Genomic DNA, 21,920 nt, shown 5'->3' on the forward strand with positions numbered 1-21,920 from the left:
GCACAAGCGATCAGGCCGGGCAGGCCGGGTTCCGCCCCATCACAGGTTCGGAGTTTTCATGAGCGCGCTTGCCGTCACCGACGATCTCTTCTTCAACCGCGCCGGCATGGACCGCGCCCGCGTGGAAGGCGTCGTGCAGGACGCCCTGCACAGTGCCGACGATGGGGAGCTGTATCTCGAATATTCCCAGAGCGAGTCGCTGGGCTGGGACGACGGGAAGCTGAAATCCGCCAGCTTCGACACCACCCAGGGTTTCGGGCTTCGCGCCATCGCCGGCGAGGCGACCGGCTATGCCCATGCCAGCAACCTGTCGGAAGAGGCGATCCGCCGCGCGGCCGCCACCGTGCGCGCCGTGCAGGCCGGCCACACCGGCACGCTGGCCGAGCCGCCGGCCGGCACCAACCGCGCGCTCTACATCCCCGACAATCCCCTGCACCTCGTCCCCTTCGAGGAGAAGGTGAAGCTGCTGGCCGACATCGACGCCTATGCCCGCGCCAAGGACGAGCGGGTGCGGCAGGTCAGCTGCTCGATCAGCGGCGAATGGCAGGCGGTGCAGATCATGCGCGCCGACGGCGTGCGCGTCGCCGACCTGCGTCCGCTGGTCCGCCTGAACGTCTCCGTCGTGGTGGCGGAAGGCGACCGGATGGAGACCGGCGGGTATGGCGGCGGCGGCCGCGTCACCTACGAACACTACATCCAGCCGGAAACCTGGCGCGGCTTCGTCGACGAGGCTCTGCGGCAGGCGCTGGTCAACCTGTCCTCCGTCCCCGCCCCGGCCGGCGAAATGACGGTGGTGCTGGGCAGCGGCTGGCCCGGCATCCTGCTGCACGAGGCCATCGGCCACGGGCTGGAGGGTGATTTCAACCGCAAGAAGACCTCCGCCTTCTCCGGCCTGATGGGCCAGCGCATCGCCGCGCCCGGCGTCACGATCGTCGATGACGGCACCATCGAGAACTCGCGCGGCTCGATCAGCGTCGACGACGAGGGCACGCCCGGCCAGTGCACCACGCTGATCGAGGACGGCATCCTGGTCGGCTTCATGCAGGACCGCATGAACGCCCGCCTGATGGGCATGCGCCCGACCGGCAACGGCCGGCGCCAGAGCTTCGCCTACAACCCGATGCCGCGCATGACCAACACGGTGATGCGCAACGGCAACCACACGCCCGAAGAGATCATCGCCTCGGTGAAGAAGGGCATCTACGCCAAGAATTTCGGCGGCGGCCAAGTGGACATCACCAACGGCAAGTTCGTCTTCTCGGCCAGCGAAGCCTACCTGATCGAGGACGGCAAGCTCGGACCGGCGGTCAAGGGCGCCACCCTGATCGGCAACGGCCCGGACAGCCTGACCAAGGTGTCGATGATCGGCAACGACAGCCGCCTCGACCCCGGCGTCGGCACCTGCGGCAAGGACGGCCAGGGCGTGCCGGTCGGCGTCGGCCAGCCGACGCTGAAGCTGGAGGGACTGACGGTCGGCGGCACCGCCGCCTGACGGCTTTCAGCGTCACATCGGATGCGATGAAGGGGCCGGACCGGGGCATGGTCCGGCCCCCGTCGCATTCGGGGCTTGGTCACGTCGATTGCCTGGGTATCGTCATCTCGGAGATTTTCAACTTTCCGGATGCGGTGGATGCCCATGAATTCCTTTTCCCGCTTTTCCAAAGGCCCATTGCTCGCTCTTTCTCTGGCATTGGGTGTGTCGATGGCCGCGGCGCTGCCGGGCCACGCCCAGACCGCTCCTACGGCGGAGCAGGTGGCGGTCGCCAAGGCTGCCGGGACCAGCGCCGATCAGCTGAACGCGCGTGTCGTGGTCGCGAGCCACTTCTATGCCGCGACCGACCTCACCACCGCCCGCTATGCCGACGATTCAAAGGGAATCGATTTCTCCAAACCGCTGGAGGTGATCGACATCCCTGCCGGCACCACCTGGTTCCAGTATGTCCGCACCGGCTACGACACCGTCCGATTCGGGAATTTCTTCTCGCCTGTCGTCACCGCGACGCCCGATTGCCTCGGCATTTCGGGCGCCGGCCGGGCGGAGTACAAGGCGGTGCTGCCGTCGGGCCAGGGACTGAGGTCCGTTGCCGCCCCCATCGTCGACAGTTGGACCACGCCCGGCACCAGCGTCCAGACCGCGGGCGGCTGCACCCAGGTGGTGGTTCCCAACAGCGTCAAGGCCGGCGTCACCAGCGGCGGCCTCGCCCAATAGCGCCGTGACCTTCCACTCCGATTCCCTGTTCTCTTGCCGGCGGCGGACGATCAGACTGGCCGCCGCCGCCATCCACAGGAGAAAGCCCCAGGCCATGGCCGACATCGCCACCACCGACGAGCTGCGCCGCCGCATCGCATACGCCTTGGCCGGCCTATCGGCATTGGCGGGACGGGAACCGGACAACAGCTGGCTGACCAGCATCCAGCGCCAGCTCGACTATGTCGACGGCGCGGCACGGGATGGCGCCAAGCGGCTGGACCGTGCCGGGGACCTGAATTTCGGCCTGCTCGCCTCCCACTATGTCGACGACGTCGATCCGGCGCTTGCCGCGGAGCTTCACGCCATCAGCGCCGCCACCCGCCGCCTGTTCGGCGGCTGACTTCGGTGGCTGAACGCCATTTTGTGCTGGCCTTCCCGGCACCCCGCTTCGATGATCGCGCATCCGGACGGCACGGCCGCCCCCGTGCCCGCATAGAATACAGAAAACGGGAGATGAGCGATGGCGACGGACTCGACTGACGGACTGGCCCTGGTTTCCACCTTCTGCCCCGACCGGGTCGGACTGGTGTCCGGCATCACCAGCCACCTGTTCGACCAGGGCATCAACCTGCGCGACGCCACCTTCGCATCGCTGGGCAGCGGCGCCGAGTTCTCCGCCGTCTGTGAACTGCCCGCCGGCCTGACGGTGGCGGAGGTTCAGGCCAGCCTGTCGTCCCTGCCCGTCCTGGCCGGCGCCGAGGTGAAGGTGACGCCCTTCGCCTTCGATCCCCAGCCGGGCCCGCAGGCGATGGTCACCCATCGCGTCGAGGTGTCGGGCGGCGACCAGCCCGGCCTCGTCGCCCGCCTGTCGGAGATCTTCACCCAGTTCGACGCCAACATCGTGCGGCTGGACGCCCAGACCCTGCCCGACCGTGCGGGCGAGCGTTATGTCCTGCGCTTCTCGGTGTCGATCCCGTCGGAGCGGGCGGAGGTTTGCCTGTCGGCGGTGGCCAACACCGCAGAAACGCTGGGACTGACCTGCCGGACCGAGGCGCTGTGAGGGGGTAAGCTACCCCCCTCACCCATGCAGGATTTTCAGCCCCACGATCCCGCCGACGATCGCCGCGATGCACAGCAGCCGCAGCGCCCCGGCGGGTTCGCCGAACAACCACATCCCAAGCACCGCGGTGCCCACGGTTCCAATGCCCGTCCACACCGCATAGGCGGTGCCGAGCGGCAGCGTCTTCAGCGCAGCCCCCAGCAGCAGGATGCTGGCCAGCATCGCCGCGGCGGTCAGCACACTGGGGACCAGGCGTGTAAAGCCTTCGGTGTATTTCAGGCCGACGGCCCAACCTATTTCGAACAGACCGGCGAAGAACAGCGTGACCCACGCCATGACGGTACCCTCCGTCCTGGAATGGCGGGGTCGTCCCCACCCGGTTTGCCTCTGCAATCGGCGGGGTCGTCCCCGCGGGCCTGACCGCAGATAGGACAGGCTGCAGGCCCAGTCAAGACGGCCGGGTCAAGACGGGCGGGGAATGTTGCATCGCCACGCCAGCCCGTGCAGGATGGGGTTCCTGAATGGTTCCCCCCTTCGCCGCTGGCGGCGCTGGGGGCTTTCGACGTTGGACTGCAATGACCGAAAACGGCCCCCACACGGCTTCCGAGGCACCGGCTCCCGAGAAGGCCGAATCGCTTGAAAACCGGCGCAAGCGGCTGCGCTTCCGCTCCTGGCACCGCGGCACGCGCGAGATGGATCTGCTGATGGGCAGCTTCGCCGACGCCCATGTCGGCGGCTTCGACCAGGTTATGCTCGACCGCTTCGAGGCGCTGCTGGAGCTTGGCGATCCCGACCTCTACGACTGGATGTCGGGCCGCGAGCCGGTCCCGGCGGAGCATGACACTGACGTGATGCGCCTGTTGACGGCGTTCCGTTACACACCACGTCAAGGCTCCTGACGGAGCCCGCTCCCGACATTTCCAGACTGTCCCCCGCATCTCCGAGGCATCCTCCTTTGGTCAGTTACGATCTCCAGCCCGGCCGCGCCGGCCGTCTCCTGATCGGCGGCGCGCCCGAGGGTCATGACGCCCGCATCCTGGCGGAGCTTGCGCAGAAGGCCGGGGCCTATGGCCTGCTGCATGTGGCGCTGGACGACACGCGCTGCGCCCTGCTGGCGGAAGCGCTGGCCTTCTTCGCGCCGAAGCTGGAGGTGCTGACCTTCCCGGCCTGGGACTGCCTGCCCTATGACCGGGTGTCGCCGAACGGCGGCATCGTCGCCCGGCGCATCGACACGCTGACCCGGCTGATCGCCCGGCGCGACGCGGCGGCGAACCGCGACGGTCTGGCGCCGCTGATCGTGCTGACCACCGTCAACGCCGTGTTGCAGAAGGTGCCGCCGCGCAGCGCCTTCAAGAACGCGGTGTTCTCGGCCAAGCTGCGCGACCGGATCGACCTGGAGAAGCTCCAGCGCTACCTCGCCGGCAATGGCTACACCCGCGCCCAGACGGTGCGGGAACCGGGCGAGTTCGCCGTGCGCGGCGGCATCGTCGACCTGTTCCCGCCCGGCACCGAGGAGCCGCTGCGCCTCGACCTGTTCGGCGACGAGCTGGAGGGCGTGCGCGCCTTCGACCCGATGACCCAGCGCACCACCGACAAGCGCGACAAGGTCGAGCTGAAGCCAATGTCGGAGGTCTTTCTCGACGAGGCCGGGATCGCCCGTTTCCGCTCCGGCTACCGCGAGCTGTTCGGTGCGGTGACCGACGACGACCCGCTCTACGAGGCGATTTCCGCCGGGCGCAGCTATGGCGGGATGGAGCATTGGCTGCCGCTGTTCCACGAGAGCATGGACACGGTGCTGGATTACCTGCCGCGCGGCATCGTCAGCCTGGACCATCAGGCGGCCGAGGCGCGCGACGCCCGCATCGCCCAGGTGGTCGATTTCCACGCCTCGCGCGACGGCATGATGACCATCGAGAAGCGGGCGGGCTCGCCGGTCTACAAGCCGGTGCCGGTCGCCTCGATGTTCCTCGACGGGATCGGCTGGGACGCGCTGCTGGCGGAGCGCGCGGTGGCGCAACTTCAGATTTTCTCCACGCCCCCCGGCATCAAGGGGACGGTGGATGCCGGCGGCAAGCGCGGCCACGACTTCGCGGAGGAGCGCAACCGGCCCGACGTGAATGTCTTCGACGCGGTGAAGGACCATATCCGCAGCTTGCGCGCCGACGGGCGCCGCGTGCTGATCGCCGGATATTCCGCCGGATCGCGCGACCGACTGTCCAACGTCCTGGCCGACCATGGCATTCCGGGGCTGGAACCGGCGGAGAGCATGGAGGATGTGCGCCGCTTCGACCGCGGCATCATCGGCACCATCGTGCTGGGGATGGAGCATGGCTTCACCTCCGCCGACCTCGCCGTCATCACCGAGCAGGACATACTGGGCGACCGTCTGGTCCGCCCGGCCAAGAAGAAGCGCAAGGCCGCCAACTTCATCGCCGAGCATTCGGCCCTGCATGAGGGCGACATCGTCGTCCACATGGACCACGGCATCGGCCGCTACGACGGGCTGGAGACGCTGGATGTCACCGGCGCCCCGCACGACTGCCTGCGCCTGATCTACGAGGGCGGCGACAAGCTCTATGTTCCGGTCGAGAACATCGAGGTGCTGTCGCGCTACGGCTCGGAGGATGCCAATGTCCAGCTCGACAAGCTGGGCGGCGCCGGCTGGCAGGGCCGCAAGGCACGGGTCAAGAAGCGCCTGAAGGACATGGCGGAAGCCCTGCTGAAGATCGCGGCGGAGCGCATGCTGAAGAAGGCCGATCCGGTGCTGACGCCGGAAGGGGTCTATCAGGAATTTGCCGCCCGCTTCCCCTACCCCGAGACCGACGACCAGTTGAAGGCGATCGAGGACATCTTCACCGACCTAGGCAGCGGCCGGCCGATGGATCGTCTGGTCTGCGGCGACGTCGGCTTCGGCAAGACCGAGGTGGCTCTGCGTGCCGCCTTCATGGTGGCGATGAGCGGCAAGCAGGTCGCCGTCGTCGTGCCAACCACCCTGCTGGCCCGCCAGCATTTCAAGACCTTCTCCACCCGGTTCAATGGGCTGCCGGTCCGCGTGGTCCAGCTGTCGCGCATGGTCACCGCCCGCGAACAGACGCTGGTCAAGAAGGAACTGGCGGAGGGCACCGCCGACATCGTCGTCGGCACCCATGCCCTGCTCGCCAAGGGTCTCGACTTCAAGCGGCTCGGCATGGTCATCGTCGACGAGGAGCAGCATTTCGGCGTGAAGCAGAAGGAGCGGCTGAAGGAGCTGCGCGCCGACATCCATGTGTTGACGCTGACCGCCACGCCAATTCCACGCACGCTCCAGATGGCTCTGTCCGGCGTGCGCGAGCTGTCGCTGATCGCGACCCCGCCGGTGGACCGGCTGGCGGTGCGCACCTTCGTCCTGCCCTATGACCCGGTGGTGATCCGCGAGGCGATCCTGCGCGAGCATTACCGCGGCGGCCAGAGCTTCTATGTCTGCCCGCGCGTCGAGGATCTGGCGAAGGTCGCCGAGCGGGTGCGCGAATTGGTGCCGGAGGTCAAGATCGTCACCGCCCATGGCCAGATGGCGGCCAGCGAGCTGGAAGACGTGATGACCGCCTTCGACGAGGGCAAGTTCGAGGTTCTGCTCGCCACCAACATCATCGAAAGCGGCCTGGACATCCCCAACGCCAACACGCTGATTGTCCACCGCGCCGACCTGTTCGGGCTGGCTCAGCTCTATCAGATCCGCGGCCGCGTCGGCCGGTCGAAGAAGCGCGGCTACGCCTATCTGACCTACGCTCCCAACAAGCCGCTGAGCAGCACCGCCCAGCAGCGCCTGCACGTCATCGAGACGCTGGACAGCCTGGGCGCCGGCTTCCAGCTCGCCAGCCACGACATGGACATCCGCGGCGCCGGCAATCTGCTGGGCGAGGAGCAGTCGGGTCAGGTGCGCGAGGTCGGCGTCGAGCTCTACCAGCAGATGCTGGAGGAGGCCGTCGCCAATGCCCGCGCGGCGATGCAGGAGGGTGCGGTCGCCGCCGCCGCGGCGCAGGAGTGGGTGCCGCAGATCAACCTGGGCACGCCGGTGCTGATCCCGGAAAGCTACGTCCCCGACCTGACGGTGCGGCTGTCGCTGTACCGCCGCATCGCCGATCTGGTGGACCGGGCCGAGGTGGACGGCTTCGCCGCCGAACTGATCGACCGCTTCGGCAAGCTGCCGGAGGAGGTGGAGAACCTGCTGGACGTCGTCACCATCAAGCGCTGGTGCAAACAGGCCAACATCGACCGGGTGGATGCCGGGCCGAAGGGGCTGGTGCTGGCCTTCCACGACAATTTCTATGCCGAGCCGGCCAAACTGCTGACCTACATCGCCCAGCATCTGACGCTGATGAAGCTGCGGCCCGACCACAAGCTGGTCTATGTCCGCGAATGGCCCGATCCGCAGGCCCGCGTGCGCAGCGTGCAGAAGCTGGTGAAGGATCTGGCGGAGATGGCGTCGGGCGGCGGCGTGCCGCGCGGCGAGACCCCGCCGCCCCCCCCTCCCCCGCCGCCACCAAAGCCGACCGGCGCCAAGATCGCGTCGCGCTTCGGCACACCGTCCCGCTTCGGCCGTCCGACCGGGCGGCGCTGAGATGACCGACCTGACCCGCGAAGCGTCGCTCGCCCGCCGGCTGGCGCGCGGCGACCGGCGGTCGGCGGGCGACGCACCGTCCGTCGCCGACGAGGTATCGGCCGACCGCGGCAAGCTGGCGGAACTGGTCGGCTGCCTGTTCGATCAGGATGCCAGCGTGCGCATGCGCGCCGCCGACGCGCTGGAACGGGTGTCGCGCGGCAATCCCGGCTGGCTCGACGCTTACGTCGACCATCTGCTGACCGACGCCGTCGCCATCGAACAGGCGGAGGTGCGCTGGCACATCGCCCAGATCGTTCCCCGACTGACCATGGACGACGCACAGCGCCGCCGCGCCGCCGTCCTGCTGGCCGACTGGTTCGAGAACAGCCCCAGCCGCATCGTCCAGACCAGCGCGTTGCAGGCCGTGGTGGATCTGGCGGAATCGGATGCCGGCCTGCGCGCCACCTCGGCCGAAATGCTCGGGCGCGCAATGCGCTCAGGCGTGCCGTCGCTGGCCGCCCGCGCCCGGCGCATCCTGAAGCCCTTCGAGGTGGACGAGGCGACGCTGACCGCAGCCTTGGTGCGCGAGCAAACCGGCCTGACCCTGTCCGTGCTGCCCGACCGTCTGGCCGTGGCGCAGTTGCCGTCCGGCAGCGGCCTGCCGGACTGGCTCGACTGGAGCGACCCGCTGGTCGGCGCCACCCGCACCGGCGAGGAACTGTCGATCCTCTGCCGGGAGGAGCGTGTGCCCGAGGGGGTGAAGGCGGAACGCGGCTGGCGCGCCTTCCGGGTGGAAGGGGTGGTCGATTTCTCGCTGTTCGGCATCCTGGCCCGCATCGCGGTTCCGCTGGCCCAGGCCCATGTGCCGATCTTTGCGATCTCGACCTACAACACCGATTACGTGCTGGTCCGCGCCGATGACTTCGACAAGGCGGCCGACGTGCTGTCCCTGAGCTGCACGGTGAAGCGGTAGAAAGAGGGCAGGTTCTCACAATGCGGCGGCAATCCCCTCTCCCGCAATCGGACCGGCCTTCGGCCGCCCGAGAGCGGAAGAGGGTTCGGGGCGAAATGCCGGCGATCGTTCGCCGCTAACTCCCGCCCCCCTCGCGCTGGCTCTGTTCGATGATCTCCTCCCGCTCGCCCATCTCCTCCCACTTCTTCTGGACGGGGTTGTCCGGGTCGCCTGACGCCTTGCCGGTCTTGTCGACCAGCTTATCCTCGATTCGCTGGGCGGCGCCCGACGGCGCATCGGAGGTCACGGATTTCGGGCGGTTCTGGTCGGTCATGGCGGCGGTCTCCCAAGATGGTGGCTGACCACACAAACACCCCAGCCCCTCCAAAGTTCACGCGTCGGCCCGCAATGCCTCCGCCAGCCGCTCCACCAGCGATTCCGCCTCCGCCGGCTCGTGGGGCCGGGCATGGCCGGAACCCCAGACCGGCCCCGGCCAGGCCGGATCGCCGCGCGTGCGGCCAATCACATGAACGTGCAACTGCGATACCATGTTGCCGAGCGCTCCGACATTCATCTTGTCCGGCGCGAACAGCCGCTCCACCACGCGGGAGGCCACCGCGATCTCGCGCATCAGAGTCATCTGGTCGGCGGCATCCAACCGGTGGATCTCGACAGCGTTCTCGCGCATCGGCACCAGGATCAGCCACGGCCACAGCGCGTTGTTCATCAGCAACACCCGGCAGAGATCGAGATCGGTCACATGGCGGGTGTCGGCCTGTAGCCGTTCGTTAAGGGAAAACATGCTTCACTCCGTTCCTGACGTCCAAAGGACGCACGCGTGGAATAAACCGGACGCTGCTCTGTTATAGCCGGCAGTGGCGGGACAACCGCGAAGCTTGTATAGAAGGCCGTGTGCGCCGGCCATACGGCGCAGCGGCATTCGTTGGACGATTGCAGAGTTCGGTCCGGGGCAATGGTCGGGGCGGCAACAGTCGCTTTGCGCCATTTTCCGGGCCGCATCCATGTTTTTCCGGTGCGGCGAGCGAGTACGACCCACATGCGCAAATCAGCCTTCGCGGTTCTGATTCTGGTGATCCTCGGCAACGTCGCCCTCTGGGCGCTGTGGAACCGCCCGGTGGACGAGCGGTCCTGGGCCGGCGCCATCACCGGCGTGGCCTACACACCCTTCCACACCGACAAGAGCCCGTCGAAGGGCGACAAGGCATCCGCCGACGACATCGAAAAGGACATGGCGGCCCTGGAAGGCGCCGTGATGGCCGTCCGCACCTATTCGACCACCGACGGCTCGGAAATGGTGGCGGCCATCGCCGCCAAGCATGGCCTGCCGGTCACCGCCGGCGCCTGGACCACCGGCAAGCCCGAGATCGACGAGCCTGAACTGGCCGGCCTGATCAAGCTGGCCCGCGCCAACAGCAACGTTCGCCGCGTGCTGGTCGGCAACGAGGCGATCCTGCGCGCCGACCTCACCGTTCCGCAGGCCATCGACTACGTCAAGCGGGTGAAGAAGAAGGTCAATGTCCCGGTTTCCATCGCAGAGCCGTGGCATGTCTGGCTGAAGAATCCGGAACTGGCCGAGGCCGTGGACTTCCTCGCCGTCCACCTTCTGCCCTATTGGGAAGGCGTTCCGGTCGACCAGTCGGTCGATTACGCCATGTTCCGCTACAACGAGCTGAAGCAGAAATTCCCGAACAAGCACATCCTGATCGGCGAGATCGGCTGGCCGGCCGACGGCCCGTGGCGCCGCGGCGCCGAGGCCAGCCAGGTCAATCAGGCCAAGTTCATCCGCAACTTCCTGAACGTCGCCGCCCAGAACAAGCTCGACTACTTCATCATGGAGGCCTTCGACCAGCCCTGGAAACGGGAGATCGAAGGCACCGCCGGCACCAGCTGGGGCCTGTGGGACTATCAGCGCAACCCGAAATTCCCGATGATCGGTGGGGTGAACGAGGTCCGCAACTGGGAGGTCAAATGCGCCACCGCAGTGGCGCTGGGCTTCCTGCCGCTGGTGTTCTTCCTGTGGCGCCGCAGCGACCTGAAGATCGGCGGCCAGATCTTCTACGGCGCGCTGATCCAGGCGGTGGCCTCCGTCCTGGTCTTCACCGTGAGCGCCGCTTCGGCCGCCGGCCTGGCGCTGACGACCGAAATCGCCTGGGGTCTGCTGATCTTCTGCCAGCTTGTGCTGTTCGCGGTCATGCTGATCGACGGCATGGAGCTGACGGAGGTCGTCTGGCAGCACAAGTTCAAGCGCAAGTTCGTTCCCTGCTCCGCCGCCCCGCTGCCGAACGCGGCGAAGGTGTCGATCCATGTGCCCTGCTACAACGAGCCGCCGCACATGGTCATGCAGACGCTGGACGCGCTGGCCCGGCTCGATTACCCGAACTACGAAGTCCTGCTGCTGGACAACAACACCAAGGACCCGGCGGTCTGGCGCCCAATCGAGGAATACTGCAAGAAGCTGGGGCCGAAGTTCCGCTTCTTCCACCTCGACAACTGGCCGGGGTTCAAGGCAGGTGCTCTGAATTTCGGTCTGGCGCAGACCGCGCCGGATGCCGAACACATCGCCGTCATCGACAGCGATTATCAGGTCCATCCCGACTGGCTGAAGGCGACCATTCCGCACTTCAACCGGCCGGAGGTCGGCTTCGTCCAGTCGCCGCAAGACTATCGCGAGTGGGAACATGATCTGTTCCAGCGCATGACCAACTGGGAATATGCCGGTTTCTTCCACATCGGCATGATCCAGCGGAACGAGCGCAACGCCATCATCCAGCACGGCACCATGACCATCATCCGCAAATCGGCCCTGGAAAAGGTCGGCCGCTGGGGCGAGTGGTGCATCACCGAGGACGCCGACCTCGGCCTGCGCCTGTTCGAGCATGGCTATGAAGCCGTCTATATGCCGGAGAGCTACGGCAAGGGTCTCGTGCCCGACAGCTTCTCCGCCTACAAGACACAGCGCTTCCGCTGGGCCTATGGCGCCGTGCAGATCCTGAAGCATCACTGGCGGCAGCTGTCGCCGGGCGCCAAGGAACTGACCGCCGGCCAGAAATACCATTTCATCACCGGCTGGCTGCCCTGGTTTGCCGATGCCGCCCATATGATCTTCGGCATCGCCGGCATCCTGTGGTCCATCGGCCTGATGGCCTTCCCGAAATATTTCGAGTTCCCGCCCAATGTCTTCATGATCCCGACACTGAGCGTCTTCGCCTTCAAGGTTGGCGCCTCACTCTGGCTCTATGAGGCGCGGGTGAAGTGCGGCTTCTGGGACAAGGTCGGCGCTGCGGTGGCCGGCATGGCGCTGACCCACACGGTCGGCCGCGCCATGTGGCTCGGCATCTTCACCTCCGGCCGGCCCTTCGTCCGCACGCCGAAGTGCGAGAACCAGCCGGCGCTGATGCAGGCCTTCCTGATGGCGCGTGAGGAGTTGGTGCTGCTGGTGTCGCTGTGGGGTGCGGCGCTGGCCATCGTCATGGTCTTCGGCCACGAGAACCGCGACGCCTTCATGTGGTCCGGCCTGCTGGTGGTGCAGTCTCTGCCCTATCTGGCCGCCTTCATCACCGCGCTGATCAACGTTTTCCCCACCATCGGCTTCGGCAAGAGCAAGCCGGGAGAAGCGGACGACGCGGTCGGCGCCGGCGCCGGCGACTGACCCGCGGAACACCGGCGCTTTCGGATTGACGAAAGCGCCGGCTCTGCCAGACTTGATTCGCAGGGGAAACATTTCCCGGGAGGCGGCTCATGTCCGGCAATCTCACTTCCGGCCGCGGTATCGGCCCTCCGGAATTCAGCGTCCGCACCACCGCGGGCGTCGAGCGGGCCGGCAGCGCCACAGACCGCAACCACCGCCGCGATCCGCGGCGTGAACAGCGCGAGCGCGAGCAGGAACGGCGCGACCACACCCCGCCCAATCCGCAACGCCGCCGTCTCTATGATCTTCTGTTCGAAGAAGTCGATCAGTTCGACGGGCTGGACGAGGGCCAACGGACGCGGCTGAAGGACAATCTGCGCAACCATCTGTCCCGTCGCGCACCGCCGTCTCCGGCCTCGCCGGCTCCGGTCCATCATGACGAAGAGGCGCTGGCGGAAGCCCTGCTGAAGGATCCGGCCGCTCCACTGCCGGTCGACCCCGAACATATCGTCCAGGCCGCCACGGCCGCGGCACCGGAGCAGGACGCGGAGACCGCCCGACTGGCGGAACAACTGCGCGACTGTCTGTCTCGCAACACCGATCGCGCCCGCAAGGTCGCGGTCTACCTGCACCTGCTGCTGACGCTTGAGGGAGCGTTCCGGCCGCATATGGTGATGGATGTCTAAGCGGAACCGGTCCCCACGGACCGTGATCTGGTCCTATTCCGCATCGACCAGGAACAGGAGGCCCCGGCTTCCTTCCAGGACACGGTGACTTTTGCCCGCCGGAATGACGAAGAAGTCACCCGCGGACATTGCAATCAGTTCGCCTTCGACATCGAGCGTCATGCTGCCGTCCAGAACAAACAGCGCTTCATCGAAATCTGCATGGCTTTCCGATGGAATGCCCGCCTCATCCATGCGGATGATCTTCAGATTGGCGCCGGCGATCTTGCCGACGATCCGCGACCGCCATGCATGGGGCAAGGTCGCCGTTTCCGCAATCAGATTGATCATTGCCTCCCCCTCCGAAATCCCGGCTTGCTTTTGGACGTTGCTGCCAAAAAGAAAGCCCACCGCCCTCATGGGCGGCGGGCTCACAAAAATATCAAAGACTTACTCCGGCGTGGAGGCTTCGCCGTCGGCTTCCGGGGTGCCCATCATCGCGTCGGCAACCAGACCGGCGTTGCCGCGGATCTTGGCTTCGATCGCATCGGCCATCTCTGGATTGTTGCGCAGGAAGGTCTTGGCGTTCTCGCGGCCCTGGCCGATGCGGGTGCCGTCGTAGCTGAACCACGCACCCGACTTGTCGACCACACCGGCCTGGATGCCGAGGTCGAGCAGTTCGCCGACCTTCGACACACCCTCGCCATACATGATGTCGAATTCGACCACGCGGAACGGCGGGGCCATCTTGTTCTTCACCACCTTGACACGGGTCTGGTTGCCGACGACGGTGTCGCGGTCCTTGATCGAGCCGATGCGGCGGATATCGAGACGCACGGAGGCGTAGAATTTCAGCGCATTGCCGCCGGTGGTCGTTTCCGGGTTGCCGAACATCACGCCGATCTTCAGGCGGATCTGGTTGATGAAGATCACCAGGCAGTTCGACTTGGAAATCGAGCCGGTCAGCTTGCGCAGCGCCTGACTCATCAGGCGGGCGTGCAGGCCGACATGGCTGTCGCCCATCTCGCCTTCCAGTTCGGCGCGCGGCACCAATGCTGCGACCGAGTCGACCACCAGCACGTCGATGGCGCCGGAGCGCACCAGCGTATCGGCGATCTCCAGCGCCTGCTCGCCGGCATCCGGCTGGGAGATCAGCAGCTCGTCGATGTTGACGCCCAGCTTGCGGGCATAGGACGGGTCGAGCGCATGTTCGGCGTCGACGAAAGCGCAGGTGCCGCCGGCCTTCTGAGCCTGGGCGATGGCATGCAGCGCCAGCGTGGTCTTGCCCGAGCTTTCCGGCCCGTAGATTTCGACGATGCGGCCCTTCGGCAGGCCGCCGATGCCCAGCGCGATGTCGAGACCCAGCGAGCCGGTGGAAATAACCTCCGTCTCGACCAGGTTCTCCTTGGCGCCGAGCTTCATGATCGAGCCCTTGCCGAACGCGCGTTCGATCTGGCTCAGGGCGGCATCGAGCGCCTTCTGCTTGTCCATGGAATCCTTCTCGACCAAACGAAGCTGTGCGGACGACATGCCCGGTACCCCTCTCTTAGAACACACGGTCGGCGCTCTTGCAACGGAGCTTAATGTACTCTCTCCGTTCTTATTTGCAAGGAGCAATGTTTCCCATATGTTCCTATTTCACAGGGTGAATCCGGGCGTGTTCTTGCGAGCGAATCCGGTCCTCACCGCGCATCGCGGATGACCTCCTTCACCTTGGAGGCAAGCTGCTTCAACGAGAAGGGCTTGGGCAGGAAATGGGCCACCTCGACCCCGTCGATCTCGCCCAACCGGTCCTCGGCGTAGCCGGAGATGAAGATCACCCGCATCTCCGGGCGCAGCTTGCGCACATGGCGGGCCAGCGTCGGGCCGTCCATCTGCGGCATCACCACGTCGGTGATCAGCAGGTCGATGGAGGCGCCGTTGGTCTCGATCTGCTGCAAGGCCGCCTCGCCATTCTTGGCCTCCAGCACCTGATAGCCCTTGTTGCGCAGCGCGCGGGCGGAAAAGACGCGCACCGCGTCCTCATCCTCCACCAGCAGGATGGTGCCGGTTCCGGTCAGGTCGCTGCCGCGCCGCTCCCGCGGCTCGGCAGTGTCGACCGGGCGCAATTCGCCCTGATGGCGGGGCAGCAGGATGGTGAAGGTCGTCCCCTCCCCGACCGCTGAATCGACCAGCACAAAGCCGCCCGTCTGCCGCACGATGCCGTAGACGGTCGACAGGCCGAGCCCGGTGCCCGACCCGACCTCCTTGGTCGTATAGAACGGTTCGAAGATGCGCTGCAGATTCTCCCGCGCGATGCCACAGCCGGTGTCGATCACGTCGATGGAGACGTAGCTGCCGGGCGGCACCGTCTCATGCTCCCGCCGTTCTGGCTGGGTGACGACGTGGTTGGCTGTGTTGATGGTCAGCTTGCCGCCGCCGGCCATGGCGTCGCGGGCATTGACCACCAGATTGATGATGACCTGTTCCAGCTGGTTCTGATCGACCTTGACCAGCCCCAGGTCGCGGCCATGGATCATCTTCAGCTCGATGTTCTCGCCGATCAGCCGGCGCAGCAGGTTCGCCAGCTCCGCCAGCACGTCCGTCACGTTGATGACGCGGGGCTGCAAGGTCTGCTGGCGCGAGAAGGCCAGCAGCTGCCGCACCAGATTGGCGGCGCGATTGGCGTTCTGCTTGATCTGCATGATGTCGCTGAAGGACTGGTCGCCCGGCTTGTGCCGCAGCAGCAGCAGATCGCAGAAGCCGATCATCGCCGTCAGCAGATTGTTGAAGTCATGGGCGACGCCGCCGGCGAGCTGCCCCACAGCCTGCATCTTCTGCGACTGGGCGAACTGGGCCTCCAGGCTCTTGCGCTCGGTCATGTCGATGAAATGCAGGATCAGGCCGACGCCTATCGCTGTCCTCTCGGCCTCGCCGCGCCCGTCCGTGCGCACAGGATTGGCGAGGCGCCGGGCATAGAGCTGCGCTGTCAGCTCCCGGCCGCCGGACAGCCGGACCTCCAGCGGATGAACCGGATCGGCACCGCCCTGGACCGACTTCAAGCGGGCGCTCACCGCCTCGCGCTCGGCCGGGACGATCAGGTCGGCCATCGGGCGGTTGATGACGCTGCCGGCCTCGCTGCCGATCAGCGCCAGGAAGGCCTCGTTGCATTCCGTCAGCTGGCCGGTCTCGTCCACCAGTGCGATGCCGATCGGCGCATCCTCGAAGAAGCGCTGGAACCGCTGCTCGGACTGGCGAAGGGCCTCCTGCCATTCCCGCTCGGGCGACAGATCGCGCACCACCGATCGGGTGTGAATCGTCCCATCGTCGGCACGCACCACGCTCTGCGCCACCGCCACCTGGAACCGGCGCCCGCGCAGCCCCACCATGGTCAGTTCTCCGCGCTGCTCGCCGCCGCCATGGTCGAACAGGTCGTAGGGCGCGGCGGACCGCGGCGGCGCGGCCAGGATGCCGTGAAGGCGCAGCTCGCCATCGGTCAGGTCACCGGGGAAGGCCTCCAGCCATTGGGCCAGGGTGGCGTTGACGAACAGGAACTGGCCATTCTGATCGACGGAGAAGAAGCCGACGGGCGCATGTTCCATGAAATCGGCGAGCTTGGCCTGCTCGCGCAGCATCACATGCTCCAACTCGCGCCGGGCGGTGATGTCCTCGACCCGCCAATGGACGGAGCCGGCAAAGCCGGGCACCGGCTGGCCCTGCACCTTGCGCCATTCCGGCGGATGGTTGTCCAATGCCGGGATGGCCAGTTCAGCGGATGCCGCCGCTCCCGCCCGCACCCGTTCGCGCAGGCGGCGGAACTCGCGCGCGCTGTCGGGATCGTCGGAGAACTGGCGCGCCAGCGCATCCAGCGGCCGTTCGCCGCGGCGCCAGCCGGCAAGCTCGCGGAAGGCGGCATTGACGAAGACCACCTCGTCGGCCTCGTCGCAGAGCAGCTGACCCGCCGGCATGCCTTCGAGCGCCCCACCCAGCAGCGCACCGATTCGCGCCGACCGCCGGACGACGGCGATGCTGCGGCCGATCAGCAGGGCGACGCCCACCGCCGCCAGCACCGCTCCCGCCCACCCGATCTCTTCCCGGTCCAGCAGCAGGCCGGCGGCCAGAACCAGCAGCCCGGCAGGCGCCATACAATATTGGAGCAGCATCAGCACACCACCGAACGGTGCCGCGCGGCTGGCTGCATTGCGTGCGGTGTCGGAAAGGGAAGTCGAATCGTCCACCAGATCTCCAGGCACCAGAACCCCAAGCCTCCAATGTCACGGCGCACGAAGGTCAATCGTCCCGCCCGGTGCCGTCAACCGTTCCAGGCGCGCATCAGTTGCGCAGCGACCGCCCTTTCAGCTTGAAGACATAGGTAATGACTTCGGCGACCGCCCGATAATGCTCGGATGGAACTTCCTCGTCGATATCGCATGCGGCATAGAGCGCACGGGCGAGAGGCGGGTTTTCTATGACCGGAACATTGTTCGATTCGGCAATCTCGCGAATCTTGAAGGCGACCTGATCCACACCCTTCGCCAGCACCAGAGGTGCGCCCATCTGGGCGGGATCGTATTTCAGCGCCACAGCGAAGTGGGTCGGGTTGGTGACCACCACGTCGGCGTTGGGCACCGCCGCCATCATGCGCTTGCGCGCGCGCTCGAAGCGGAGCTGGCGGATGCGGCCCTTGACCACGGGATCGCCTTCCTGCTGCTTGTGCTCGTCCTTCACCTCCTGCTTCGTCATCTTCATCTTCTTGTCGAACTGGGTCTTCTGCCACAGGAAGTCCCCGGCGGCGATGAAGGTCAGGACCACAAGGACCCAGATCAGCAGCCGGTGTGCCAGACTGTCGATCTGCAGCAGCATCGCGATCATATCGATGCCGATATAGGTTTCGATAACCGCGAACATCGGCTTCAGCGCCATGTAGGCAACACCGCCGACCACCGCCAGCTTGGCGATGCTCTTCAGCAGCTCCACCCCCTGATTGGCCTTGAACATGTTCATCAGGCCGGGCAGCGGATTCAGCTTGGAGAATTTCGGTTCGATCATCTGCCAGGAGACATTGAAACCGATCTGCCCGATCGTCGCCAGCACACCTGCCACCACGAACAGCAGGATCGGCAGCCAGAGGGCCCACATGGCATCGGCCATCACACGGAACAGCAGCGCACCGACCCCGGCGCGGTCGAACGTGATCTGATCCAGATTCTCGAAGTAATAGTTCAGGCGGAAGACCATCCCCTTCATGGTGCCGGGCAGGATGGCGACCAGCACAACGAGCATCGCCGCGACCATCAACCAGTTCGCGGCCTCGCGGGTCATCGCGAACTGGCCCTGTTTGTGGGCCTCGTCGAGCTTCTTGGATGTCGGGTCCTCTGTTTTGGAGGACTCGTCCGCATCTTCCGACATCGGCGTCCTCCTTCTACAACGGCTTCAGCAGTTCGACGAAGCTCGTTTCGAACCGCGACAGCCAGAACATCATCATGGCGCCCAGGGTCAGCGCGAACAGGAACAGCCCCATCAACACCTGGACCGATGTGAAGAGCTGGAACACCTGCACCTGCGGCGCCAGCTTGTTCAGCAGGCCAAGAGCCAGCGCAAACAGGATGCCGGTGATCAGGAAGGGGGCCGACATCTGCACCCCCAGCAGGAAGGTCTTCGACACCAGCTGTCCGATCACATTCGCCATGTCGTCCACCGGTATCGCCGCTCCCGGCGTGAAGGTGGCATAGCTGTCGACCACCGCCATGATCAGCAGATGATGCAGGTCGGTCACGAACAGCAGCAGCAGTCCCAACCAGCCCATCAACGCGCCGGGCAGCGAGCCCGCAGAGGCCAGCGCGGGGTTGAAGATCTGGGCATTGGCCAGGCCGCTCTGCAGGCTGATGATGGTTCCGGCAACCTCCAGCGCGCCAACCAGCAGCCGCGCGATGGTGCCGAGGAAGATGCCGATCGTCATCTCGCCCGCCGCCAGCACCAGAAGCTGAAAGGGATTGCCGGGCATCGGCGGCAGCTGCGGCCGGATCACCGGCGCCACCAGCACGCTGACCGCCAGTGCGAACAGCAGGCGCGTGCGGGGAGTGATGAAGGCGTCGCCGATGGTCGGCATCACGCTGAAGGCGGTGCCGACCCGCAGGAAGACCAACATCCAGACGAAGATCTGCTCGCCCAGAAGCTGCTGGAGAACGTTCATCCGCCCGCCGCGGCCGCGGTCGGCGCCGGGGCCGGCGTTATGCCCGTACCGGGCGTGAAGGGGGCGCCGCCATTGTCGTGGGCGCCGACGCCGATGGCGACGATGCGGTCGGCGACCTCATGCTCGAAGAACTCGGTCAGCTTGCCCAGCATGAAAGGCATCAGCAGGATGCTCAACCCGAAGACCAGCATCACCTTCGGCACCATGGCCAGGGTCTGCTCGCTGATCTGGGTGACGGCCTGGAAGATCGAAATCACGGTGCCCAGAAGCATCATGATGACGAGAATCGGCCCGCACACGATCACCAGAGTGACGATCGAGGTTCGGCACAGCTCGATGACTTCGGTCTCGCTCATGACGACATGTGCTTCGATGCGGTTGCGAAGGACGGAAGGCCGTCACATCGGCATGCGCAGGATTTCCTGATAGGCGTTCAGAACCTTGTCGCGAACCGCAGTGACGGTCTGCAGCGTCACCTCGGCGTTGGTCACGGCCTGGACCACCTCGTTGAGGTCGGCCTTGCCGACGGAGGCGAGTGCCGACATGTCCTCGCTCTTCTTCAAGGTGCCGATGCTCTCCTTGGCCGCCTGTTCCAGCACGTCGCCGAAGGAGGCACCGTCGCGCGCGGCCAGGCCGGGTCCGGTCGTCTTGGCGGCGGTGGTGGCGTAGGCCGCGGCGGCGTTCAGCGGATTGATCATGGCGGCGGTTCCGGTCGGTCAGGGAGATGGAGCGATTGGGCGGAGGAAATCAGGTGCGCAGAATGTCGATGGTGCGGGTCAGCATCTGACGCGCGGTGTCGATGGCCGACAGGTTCGCCTCGTAGCTGCGCTGAGCTTCGCGCATGTCCATCGCCTCGACCACCGAATTGACATTCGGCAGCAGGACGTAGCCGTCGGCGTCGGCCGACGGGTGGGACGGGTCGTAGCGGCGCTGGAAGTCGCCCTTGTCGACGCCGACCTTGGCGACGCGGACCTTGTCCACATCCATCGCCCGGTCCAGCTCGTTCTTGAAGATCACCGTCTTGCGGCGATAGGGCAGATCGCCCGGCGTTTCCGCCGTGGTGTTGGCGTTGGCCAGATTCTCAGCAATGACCTTCAGGCGCGTCCCTTGCGCCTTCAGGCCCGAGGCGGATACCGCCATCGACTTGTAGAGATCCATAGCAACCGCCTCCTCGAACGTCCGCAAACACTGAACGACCACAAAAAAAGCACGTCAGCCGCCGGAGCGGATCGCCGACTTGATCATCGTGACCTGTTTTTTGTACAGGTTGGTGATGGTCTGGTAGTCCATCGCGTTCTGGCCCATCCGCATCATCTGCTCTTCCAGGACGACGTTGTTGCCGTCCGGCGCCGTTTCGTACGGGTCGCTCACCTTCTGTTCCTTGGCAAGGCCGCCGGGACCGCGGGTTCCCGCCAGATGGGACGGATCCGTCGCCACCGGAGTCAGGCGCCGGTTGTCGCTCAGCGCGTCGCGGAAGCTGAAGGACTTCAGGTCGCGGCTCTTGTACTCGGGCGTGTTGGCGTTGGCGATGTTCTGCGAAATGACTTCCTGACGCTGGGTCAGCCAGTCCATCTTGCGCGACATCAGCTTGAAGATGCCGAGATTTCCGAGGTCCATGGCCTTGATCCCGTCCTTGATGCCTCCGGTCACACAGACCGACGCCGAACCTCCGGCAGACTAGCCATCGGAAGGCGGCACTCCCGATGGTCGCCCGTTTGCGTTAACGAAGGATGAATCCCGGCAGTTGCCGGTCGCACCGGCGAACCGCCTTTACAGTTCGTTAAGCCTACCGGTCCAGGATGCGGGCCAGGAAGGACCTCTGGAAAAGGCCGCCTTTTGTCCGCGCAGTCCCGCTCCCCCGCATCGAAGCCGGCCGGTACCCCACCGGGTCCGTCCGGGCGCATGCCTGCGCGGCGTCCGGTCGCCGTCGCCCTGAAATATGAACTCGGCACGGAGACTCTGCCGCGGATCGTCGCCACCGGCAAGGGAACGGTGGCGGAGCAGATCCTGGAGGTGGCCTTCGCCAACGGCGTCAAGGTGCGCGAGGATGCCGATCTGGTCGAGATCCTGTCGGCGATCGACGTCGACAGCGACATTCCGGTGGAAGCAATCGCCGCCGTCGCGGAAATCCTAGCCTATGTCTACCGCGCGAACGGCACCCTGCCACCGGAACCGCAAGCGGAAGAGCCTGCGACGCCCTTGCCTGCCCAGACAATGGAGGACACGCCGTGACCCGTCCGCCATCTCCGCCCCGCCCCCCTCAAGGTGCCGGATCCGTGTCCGAACTCGCCGAGCGGGCGGCAAGCCTCGGCACTGTGCTGGAAGCGGCGCGGCTGGAGGCGGAGGCCGGGGTGTTGATCGACCTTGCCGGGTTGGAGGAAAGCGTCGCCAAGCTCTGCGCCGCGGCGGAGGGGATGGCGCGCAGCGAAGCACAGACCTTGCTCGGCCCGCTCGGCGACCTCGTCGCGGCTCTGGACACGCTGGCGGCGTCCCTGACCGACCAGCAGACCAAGCGCGAGCAGTCCCTCGCCGCCGCATTGGCGGGACGCGACGATCCGCACACCGCCCGACAGCGCGCCGCCGCCGCCTATGGGCGCACCGGTTCCGGCCGCACAGACGACCTGCCCTGATTAGAGAAAGCCCGCCGCTTCC

General features: G+C 66.2%; 23 protein-coding genes. 11 read left to right on the forward strand and 12 right to left on the reverse strand.

What is annotated here, in order from left to right; genetic code table 11:
• The first annotated feature begins 58 nt into the window (after window positions 1–58).
• The 4 genes from tldD (at window position 59) to A6A40_RS06255 (ending at window position 3,251) form a co-directional block, all read left to right on the forward strand.
• Entirely contained in the window at window positions 59–1,492 is a 1,434-nt protein-coding gene (tldD, locus tag A6A40_RS06240) for a metalloprotease TldD (protein WP_063634630.1), read from the forward strand.
• Between the two features lie 177 nt (window positions 1,493–1,669).
• Window positions 1,670–2,209, forward strand: coding sequence for a polymorphic toxin type 46 domain-containing protein (locus A6A40_RS06245; protein WP_236783753.1), 540 nt, complete (start codon window positions 1,670–1,672; stop codon window positions 2,207–2,209).
• 94 nt (window positions 2,210–2,303) lie between these two features.
• Complete coding sequence (locus tag A6A40_RS06250; RefSeq protein ID WP_063634631.1) at window positions 2,304–2,591, forward strand: immunity protein Tsi6 family protein; 288 nt, start codon at window positions 2,304–2,306, stop codon at window positions 2,589–2,591.
• 120 nt (window positions 2,592–2,711) lie between these two features.
• Entirely contained in the window at window positions 2,712–3,251 is a 540-nt protein-coding gene (locus A6A40_RS06255; RefSeq protein ID WP_063634632.1) for a glycine cleavage system transcriptional repressor, read from the forward strand.
• Between the two features lie 18 nt (window positions 3,252–3,269).
• On the opposite strand, the gene sugE is transcribed toward A6A40_RS06255, so the two are convergent.
• Complete coding sequence (gene sugE / locus A6A40_RS06260) at window positions 3,270–3,587, reverse strand: quaternary ammonium compound efflux SMR transporter SugE (RefSeq protein WP_063634633.1); 318 nt, start codon at window positions 3,585–3,587, stop codon at window positions 3,270–3,272.
• 239 nt (window positions 3,588–3,826) lie between these two features.
• Between sugE and A6A40_RS06265 the strand changes: the two genes are divergently transcribed.
• Genes A6A40_RS06265 through A6A40_RS06275 form a run of 3 tightly spaced genes read left to right on the forward strand, consistent with a single transcriptional unit; the run spans window position 3,827 to window position 8,803 of the window.
• Entirely contained in the window at window positions 3,827–4,150 is a 324-nt protein-coding gene (locus A6A40_RS06265) for an FAD assembly factor SdhE (protein WP_063634634.1), read from the forward strand.
• 56 nt (window positions 4,151–4,206) lie between these two features.
• Window positions 4,207–7,848, forward strand: a complete 3,642-nt coding sequence (mfd, locus tag A6A40_RS06270; RefSeq protein ID WP_063634635.1) for a transcription-repair coupling factor — start codon at window positions 4,207–4,209, stop codon at window positions 7,846–7,848.
• Window position 7,849: 1 nt separating this feature from the next.
• Window positions 7,850–8,803 (forward strand): ACT domain-containing protein, encoded by a 954-nt coding sequence (locus tag A6A40_RS06275; RefSeq protein ID WP_082860743.1) that lies wholly within the window; start codon window positions 7,850–7,852, stop codon window positions 8,801–8,803.
• A gap of 115 nt (window positions 8,804–8,918) precedes the next feature.
• On the opposite strand, the gene A6A40_RS06280 is transcribed toward A6A40_RS06275, so the two are convergent.
• Window positions 8,919–9,116 (reverse strand): hypothetical protein, encoded by a 198-nt coding sequence (locus A6A40_RS06280; RefSeq protein ID WP_063634636.1) that lies wholly within the window; start codon window positions 9,114–9,116, stop codon window positions 8,919–8,921.
• 57 nt (window positions 9,117–9,173) lie between these two features.
• Entirely contained in the window at window positions 9,174–9,584 is a 411-nt protein-coding gene (locus tag A6A40_RS06285) for an HIT domain-containing protein (protein ID WP_063634637.1), read from the reverse strand.
• A gap of 255 nt (window positions 9,585–9,839) precedes the next feature.
• Here A6A40_RS06285 and A6A40_RS06290 point away from each other — a divergent pair, with 255 nt between their 5' ends.
• Both A6A40_RS06290 and A6A40_RS06295 read left to right on the forward strand, forming a co-directional pair.
• A complete protein-coding gene (locus A6A40_RS06290; RefSeq protein WP_063634638.1) occupies window positions 9,840–12,452 on the forward strand; it encodes a glycosyltransferase family 2 protein in 2,613 nt (870 codons plus the stop codon).
• An 89-nt stretch (window positions 12,453–12,541) separates the two neighbouring features.
• Window positions 12,542–13,117, forward strand: coding sequence for a hypothetical protein (locus A6A40_RS06295; protein ID WP_063634639.1), 576 nt, complete (start codon window positions 12,542–12,544; stop codon window positions 13,115–13,117).
• Window positions 13,118–13,150: 33 nt separating this feature from the next.
• Here A6A40_RS06295 and A6A40_RS06300 read toward each other — a convergent pair whose 3' ends face one another.
• The 9 genes from A6A40_RS06300 to flgB all read right to left on the reverse strand — a co-directional run bounded on the left by A6A40_RS06300 (window position 13,151) and on the right by flgB (window position 20,885).
• Window positions 13,151–13,447 carry a cupin domain-containing protein gene (locus A6A40_RS06300; protein WP_063634640.1) on the reverse strand — a complete coding sequence of 99 codons (297 nt, stop codon included), beginning with the start codon at window positions 13,445–13,447 and terminating at the stop codon, window positions 13,151–13,153.
• A 99-nt stretch (window positions 13,448–13,546) separates the two neighbouring features.
• Entirely contained in the window at window positions 13,547–14,626 is a 1,080-nt protein-coding gene (gene recA / locus A6A40_RS06305) for a recombinase RecA (protein ID WP_063634641.1), read from the reverse strand.
• 152 nt (window positions 14,627–14,778) lie between these two features.
• A complete protein-coding gene (locus A6A40_RS06310; protein WP_063634642.1) occupies window positions 14,779–17,313 on the reverse strand; it encodes an ATP-binding protein in 2,535 nt (844 codons plus the stop codon).
• Window positions 17,314–17,407: 94 nt separating this feature from the next.
• Window positions 17,408–18,484 (reverse strand): flagellar biosynthesis protein FlhB, encoded by a 1,077-nt coding sequence (flhB, locus tag A6A40_RS06315; protein WP_063634643.1) that lies wholly within the window; start codon window positions 18,482–18,484, stop codon window positions 17,408–17,410.
• 13 nt (window positions 18,485–18,497) lie between these two features.
• The gene (fliR, locus tag A6A40_RS06320; RefSeq protein ID WP_063634644.1) at window positions 18,498–19,268 is read right to left on the reverse strand and encodes a flagellar biosynthetic protein FliR; all 771 of its coding nucleotides are present in this window, start codon (window positions 19,266–19,268) and stop codon (window positions 18,498–18,500) included.
• The gene (locus tag A6A40_RS06325; RefSeq protein WP_014247800.1) at window positions 19,265–19,624 is read right to left on the reverse strand and encodes a flagellar biosynthetic protein FliQ; all 360 of its coding nucleotides are present in this window, start codon (window positions 19,622–19,624) and stop codon (window positions 19,265–19,267) included. The genes fliR and A6A40_RS06325 overlap by 4 nt, the downstream gene beginning before the upstream one ends.
• A gap of 42 nt (window positions 19,625–19,666) precedes the next feature.
• Complete coding sequence (gene fliE, locus A6A40_RS06330; RefSeq protein WP_014247801.1) at window positions 19,667–19,966, reverse strand: flagellar hook-basal body complex protein FliE; 300 nt, start codon at window positions 19,964–19,966, stop codon at window positions 19,667–19,669.
• Window positions 19,967–20,015: 49 nt separating this feature from the next.
• Entirely contained in the window at window positions 20,016–20,426 is a 411-nt protein-coding gene (flgC, locus tag A6A40_RS06335; RefSeq protein WP_014247802.1) for a flagellar basal body rod protein FlgC, read from the reverse strand.
• Window positions 20,427–20,480: 54 nt separating this feature from the next.
• Window positions 20,481–20,885: a flagellar basal body rod protein FlgB gene (gene flgB / locus A6A40_RS06340; RefSeq protein ID WP_063636154.1), complete on the reverse strand. Its 405-nt coding sequence runs from the start codon at window positions 20,883–20,885 to the stop codon at window positions 20,481–20,483.
• Between the two features lie 285 nt (window positions 20,886–21,170).
• On the opposite strand from flgB, the gene A6A40_RS06345 reads away from it, so the two are divergent.
• Window positions 21,171–21,500, forward strand: a complete 330-nt coding sequence (locus A6A40_RS06345) for an EscU/YscU/HrcU family type III secretion system export apparatus switch protein (RefSeq protein WP_063634645.1) — start codon at window positions 21,171–21,173, stop codon at window positions 21,498–21,500.
• Between the two features lie 44 nt (window positions 21,501–21,544).
• On the forward strand, window positions 21,545–21,898 hold the full coding sequence (locus tag A6A40_RS06350; RefSeq protein WP_063634646.1) for a hypothetical protein: 354 nt from the start codon (window positions 21,545–21,547) through the stop codon (window positions 21,896–21,898).
• The last annotated feature ends 22 nt before the right edge of the window (window positions 21,899–21,920 follow it).

It is taken from the genome of Azospirillum humicireducens (genome assembly GCF_001639105.2).
GTDB classification, from domain to species: Bacteria; Pseudomonadota; Alphaproteobacteria; order Azospirillales; family Azospirillaceae; genus Azospirillum; species Azospirillum humicireducens.